General features: G+C 67.5%; 7 protein-coding genes. 2 read left to right on the plus strand and 5 right to left on the minus strand.

The annotated features are described in order from the left end of the window. Nucleotides 1–20 precede the first annotated feature (20 nt). From ACLBYD_RS25990 to ACLBYD_RS26000, 3 genes are all read right to left on the minus strand, one after another. On the minus strand, nucleotides 21–680 hold the full coding sequence (locus ACLBYD_RS25990) for a GNAT family N-acetyltransferase (RefSeq protein ID WP_447818677.1): 660 nt from the start codon (nucleotides 678–680) through the stop codon (nucleotides 21–23). Nucleotides 681–783: 103 nt separating this feature from the next. Beyond that, nucleotides 784–1,257: a nitroreductase family deazaflavin-dependent oxidoreductase gene (locus ACLBYD_RS25995; RefSeq protein ID WP_447818678.1), complete on the minus strand. Its 474-nt coding sequence runs from the start codon at nucleotides 1,255–1,257 to the stop codon at nucleotides 784–786. A gap of 1 nt (nucleotide 1,258) precedes the next feature. Further along, nucleotides 1,259–2,422: a steroid 3-ketoacyl-CoA thiolase gene (locus tag ACLBYD_RS26000; protein ID WP_447818679.1), complete on the minus strand. Its 1,164-nt coding sequence runs from the start codon at nucleotides 2,420–2,422 to the stop codon at nucleotides 1,259–1,261. A 181-nt stretch (nucleotides 2,423–2,603) separates the two neighbouring features. On the opposite strand from ACLBYD_RS26000, the gene ACLBYD_RS26005 reads away from it, so the two are divergent. Then, nucleotides 2,604–3,857: a cytochrome P450 gene (locus ACLBYD_RS26005; protein ID WP_447818680.1), complete on the plus strand. Its 1,254-nt coding sequence runs from the start codon at nucleotides 2,604–2,606 to the stop codon at nucleotides 3,855–3,857. 79 nt (nucleotides 3,858–3,936) lie between these two features. Here the strand turns inward: ACLBYD_RS26005 and ACLBYD_RS26010 are convergent, their stop codons facing one another. Further along, nucleotides 3,937–4,491: a helix-turn-helix domain-containing protein gene (locus ACLBYD_RS26010; protein WP_447818681.1), complete on the minus strand. Its 555-nt coding sequence runs from the start codon at nucleotides 4,489–4,491 to the stop codon at nucleotides 3,937–3,939. 66 nt (nucleotides 4,492–4,557) lie between these two features. On the opposite strand from ACLBYD_RS26010, the gene ACLBYD_RS26015 reads away from it, so the two are divergent. Then, on the plus strand, nucleotides 4,558–4,911 hold the full coding sequence (locus ACLBYD_RS26015; protein WP_447818682.1) for a hypothetical protein: 354 nt from the start codon (nucleotides 4,558–4,560) through the stop codon (nucleotides 4,909–4,911). Between the two features lie 37 nt (nucleotides 4,912–4,948). Here ACLBYD_RS26015 and ACLBYD_RS26020 read toward each other — a convergent pair. Continuing rightward, a partial coding sequence (locus ACLBYD_RS26020) for a nucleotidyltransferase family protein (protein WP_447818683.1) occupies nucleotides 4,949–5,348 on the minus strand: 400 nt, incomplete at its 5' end.

A 5,348-nucleotide genomic window follows, 5' to 3' on the forward strand; every position in this document is an offset into this window, starting at 1 on the left:
GCACGGACGGCGTCGTCGATCTAGGCGGGCGCGCGGACGATGAGGGTGGAGCCGGGGAAGTAGGCGGCGAGTTCGGAACGCGCCTGCTTGAGCGTGGCGGTGCCGTAACCCTGCTTGCGGAACTCGGGATGCACCCAGATCCGCACGTCGACCTCGTTGCCGGTCAGCTCGCCGAACGCGAACCCGATGGCCTTCGGCTCGTCGCCCGAAAGATCTTCGGCCACAAGCCACATCCCGGATTCGTCGTCCATCAGCTCGGTGCCGCGCTGCCGCTCGGACTCGACCCGCTCGTCGCTGTCGTCACCCAGCTGGTCGGCGCAGCGCTGCTTGAACAGCGCCGTGTCGGCCGCGCTGTGGGAAATGGGCCGCAACCGGAAATGCGCGCCGGTCGCGTACGGACGCGCCGCCGTCGTCCACTGCAGCACCGCATCGAGATCGTCGAGTTCTTCACGGATCTTCTTCCGCTCCGCCTGGGTCAGACGGCGGAACGGAAGGTTCAGCACGGCCTCCGCGCAGAACTCGTCGGTGTCGAGCAGCGAGGCGAGCTTCGCGACCGCGTCGCCCCGATCCTTGCTCTCGACGATCACGTCGAGCACCTCGTGGCGTCGTTCGAGCGCCCGGAGCAGCGCGGCCGCGATCTCCCGCCGGTCGAGCACCTTGTCGTGATCGGTGGTTGCCATCGTGCGACATCCCTTCGTCGAGAACCTGGACGTACGAGACTCAGTATTCCCGCACGGGACCGTCCCGGCGAACCGTCCCGGCGAACCGTGCCGGCCGGGACGCTCACTCGCACACGACGACGGGAATCACACGGTCGGTCCACGACTGGTAGTTGTCGAAGTCCGGGTACATCGCCGTCAGACGCGGCCAGTAGGCCGCTCGTTCCTCGTCGCTCGCAACCCGCGCCCGCATGGTCCGGATGCGCGACTTGATCTGCACCGTGATCTCCGGGTTCGCCTGGATGTTGCGGAACCACAAGGGGTGCTTGGGCAGTCCTCCCTGGGAGGCGACGAGGACCACCTTGTCGCCGTCCTCGAGGAACAGCAGCGGGGCCGTTCGCGGTTGCCCGGTCTTCCGCCCGATCGTGGTCACCAGGCACACCGGGATGCCCCACGGGAAGGCGCTTCCCACGCGCCACTTTCCGCCGATGCGACCGCCGGTCGCCCGGTACGCCGCGACGTTGAACCGCGACATCCACTTGATGATCGAGACCGTGGCCTTCGAGTCGAGGCCCTTCGGCGCCGCTTCGGTGCCCATGTCAGATGCGCTCGATGATGGTGCCCGTCGCCAGCGCACCACCGGCGCACATCGAGATCAGAGCGGTCGACGCGTCGCGCCGCTCGAGCTCGTGCAGCGCGGTGGTGATGAGGCGGGAACCGGTGGATCCGACGGGGTGGCCGAGCGCGATCGCGCCACCGTTGACGTTGACCTTGTCCATGTCGGGTCCGTGCACCTGGGCCCAGGACAGCAGCACCGACGCGAACGCCTCGTTGACCTCGAACAGGTCGAGATCGCCGATGCTCATGCCCGCCTTCTCGAGAACCTTCGCGGTGGCCTGGACGGGGCCGTCGAGATGGAACTCGGGTTCGGCGCCGACGAGAGCCTGCGCGACGATCCGCGCCCGCGGCTTCAGTCCGAGTGCCTTCGCGCGGTCGGAGTCCATGAGCAGCACGGCCGCGGCTCCGTCGGAGATCTGCGACGAGGTGCCGGCGGTGTGGATGCCGCCCTCGAGCACGGGCTTCAGCTTCGCCAGCGACTCGGCCGACGTCTCGCGCAGACCCTGGTCGCGGGTGACGGTCGTCTTCTCGCCGGTGCGGTTGCCCTCCTTGTCGACGACGGGTGCGACGACCGGCAGCACCTCGCGGTCGAACCGGCCCTCGTCCCAGGCCTGCTTCGCGAGCTGCTGCGAGCGCACGCCGAGTGCGTCGACGTCCTCGCGGGTGATGCCGCGGCGCCGCGCGATGCGTTCGGCGGCCTCGAATTGGTTGGGCATGTCGATGTTCCAGGACTCCGGCCGGCGCGGGCCCGCCTGGTCGCCGACGTTGGCGCCGAGGGGCACCTGGGTCATCGCCTCGATACCGCACGCGATGCCCACGTCGATGGCGCCGGTGGCGATGAGGCCTGCGATGAGGTGATTGGCCTGCTGCGCCGATCCGCACTGGGCGTCGATGGTGGTCGCGCCGACCTGCCAGGGCAGCCCCGCGTTGAGCCATGCGGTGCGGGTGATGTTGTTGGACTGGGCGCCCGCCTGGGTGACGCAGCCACCGATGACCTGTTCGACGAGCTCGGCGTCGATGCCGGCGCGTTCGACGAGTCCGGCCTGGACGGCGCCCAGGATCTCGGCAGCGTGCAGGCCCGCGAGCCATCCACCCCGCTTGCCGATCGGGGTCCGTGCGGCCTCGACGATGACTGGTGTGCCCACTTCGGGCTCCTTTCTCCTACGTTCTTCGCAAAATAGAACAGGTTTCTCCGAGAGGCAACAGAATTCGATTATCCCACGGGACGTGCAGATCTCTTGGTCGCGCGGCGCACCTGTGTTTGAATGGTTCTAGAACGTGTTACAAATCACGCGAGCGGTACTCGCCAGGGCAGGAGAGATATCAGTGGCGCAGCCGAACATCCCCGAAGACATCGACTTCACCGATCCCGATCTGTACGCGGACCGTATGCCGTTCGAAGAGTTCGCGGAACTGCGGAAGACGGCACCGGTGTGGTGGAACAAGAAGTCTCCCGACGTCGGTGGATTCCACGACGAGGGTTTCTGGGTTGTCTCCCGGCACGAGGAGGTCCGTGAGGTCTCCCGCCGGAGCGACGTGTTCTCCAACTGGGAGAACACTGCGATTCCGCGGTTCAACGACGACATTCCGCGTGAGGCCATCGAGCTGCAGCGTCACGTCCTGCTCAACAAGGACGCCCCCGAGCACACGAAGCTGCGCAAACTCGTCGCCCGCGGTTTCACGCCCCGTGCGATCAACGGCCTGCGCGACGAGCTCGATCGCCGTTCCAAGATGATCGTTCAGGAGGCCTGCCAGGCCGGTCGGGGCGACTTCGTCACACAGATCGCCGCGGAACTGCCGCTGCAGGCGATCGCCGATCTCATCGGCGTCCCGCAGGAGGACCGCGCGAAGATCTTCGAATGGTCCAACCAGATGACGGGCTACGACGATCCGGACAACACCGCCGATCCGGCGGCCGCCTCCATGGAGGTGCTGGGCTACGCCTACCAGATGGCCGCTGCCCGCAAGGAGAACCCGGCCGACGACATCGTCACCACCCTTATCGAGGCCGACATCGACGGCGACGAGCTGGCTCCCGAGGAGTTCGGCTTCTTCTTCATCGTTCTCGCGGTGGCCGGCAACGAGACCACCCGCAACGCCATCACCCACGGCATGGCGGCCTTTCTCGACAACCCCGAGCAGTGGGAGATCTTCAAGCGCGACCGGCCGAAGACCGCCGCCGACGAGATCATCCGCTGGGCCACTCCCGTCACCTCGTTCCAGCGCACGGCGCACGAGGACACCGAACTCGGCGGTCAGACGATCCGCAAGGGTGAGCGCGTCGTCATGCTGTACGCCTCGGCCAACAACGACGAAGAGGTGTTCGAGAACCCCCGCGAGTTCGATATTCTCCGGGATCCCAACCCGCACCTCGCCTTCGGTGGCACCGGTGCGCACTACTGCCTCGGCGCGAACCTCGCCCGCATGGAGATCGACCTGATCTTCAACGCCATCGCCGACCACATCCCCGACATCACCAAGATCGGCGACCCGCACCGTCTGCGGTCGGGCTGGCTCAACGGCATCAAGGAGTTCCAGGTCGACTACAAGACCTCGGGAGGATGCCCGGTCGAGCACTGAAGCCGGTGCAGCGCAGGTCCCCGGACGCCGTCAGGTGTCCGGGGACCTCGTCGTTTCTGTGCCGATCACTCCTCGCCGATCACTCCTCGGGTGAGGGGTTTCCCGGATCGCGGGCCGGCATGATGACGCGGCTGATCAGCCGCCGTCGCCGACCGGGGCCCGGGCCGAGTTCGGCGTAGCGCGCGAACAACTGCGCCATCTCACCCACGAGATCCAGGGCCTCCGCGTCGGTGAGATCGAGCGCGACCTGCCGGTAGCCCACGACGTCCTCGATCATGAGGCGCCGCTTCGGGTCGTCGAGATAGGCGTCGAAGTCGTCGAGCAACTGCGCGGCGAAGACGAGGAAGGCGCGCCGGTGGTCGTCGGCGCTCATCTCCTCGGCCTGGGCCCCGGTGACCTGGGCGCGTTCGGTGACGAGCCGGAACGTGCGCTCGACGGTGCCGCGCACGCGACGTTCGGAGACGACCTCGAGCACCCCGGCGTCGACGAGGGTCGAGATCTGGCGGTAGAGCGTTGCGGTGGAGACGTCGTCGAGCAGTGTGCGCAGCTGCGCGGTGGTCGCGGTGCGGTCGCCGAGCAGTGCCTGGACGATGCGCAGCCGGACCGGATGCAGCAGCAGTTCTGCGGTGGTCATGCTCCCCCTTCCGTCTCGACCTTCTCACAGTTGACATTGATTTCAACAATGAGAATAATCGCTGTCATGACGACAATGCGTATCGACAACGGAACCCTGCGAGTGCGGCTCACCACCTTCGAGAAGATCGCGGGACTCATCGGCAACGTCGACGTGCCCCTCGCGTCGATCCGGAAGGTGGAGGTGCATCAGGACGGACTCACCGCGGTGCGGGGTATCCGTGCTCCGGGGCTCGGTCTGCCAGGTGTGCGGAACATCGGCTCGTGGCGTGGGCCCGGCCGCAACGACCTCGTCTCGGTCCGACGCGGGCAGCCGGCGCTGCGCATCGAGCTGGAGGGGCAGAAGCGCACCGCGCTCGTGCTGAGTGCCGACGACGCCGAGCAGTGGGCGCAGAAGTTGCGCACTGCAGCCTCCTGCTGACCGATCTTCCGACGTCAGGCGCTGCAGTCGGGGAAGTTCAGCGCAGACGCCGAAGATCCTCTGGCGTATCCACGTCGCCGACCTCGGCGAGGTCGCTGCAGTTCACCCTGCGTACCCGATCCCGGTTGCGGGCGAGGAACGACCGCGCACCTTCGTCGCCGGTGGCCTCGTCGGCTGCGGTCAGCGCGTCGGCGAGGTCGAACACCACCGGATGACCGGGACGATCCCCGAAGACGGGGAGCGTGACCGTGCCCGGCCGGTGCTCTGCCAGGACGTGGCGCACCAGATCGGCCGTGATACCGGGAAAGTCGACGACGGTGAGTGCGACCCGGTCGTGGGTGCGCGCGGCGTCGACCCCACGGCGCAGGGAGGTCGACATGCCGTCGGACCAGTCGGGGTTGTGCACCGCTGTGACGCCGGCCGGGCAGGCGGCGGCG

Source organism: Rhodococcus sp. C26F, assembly GCF_053345925.1.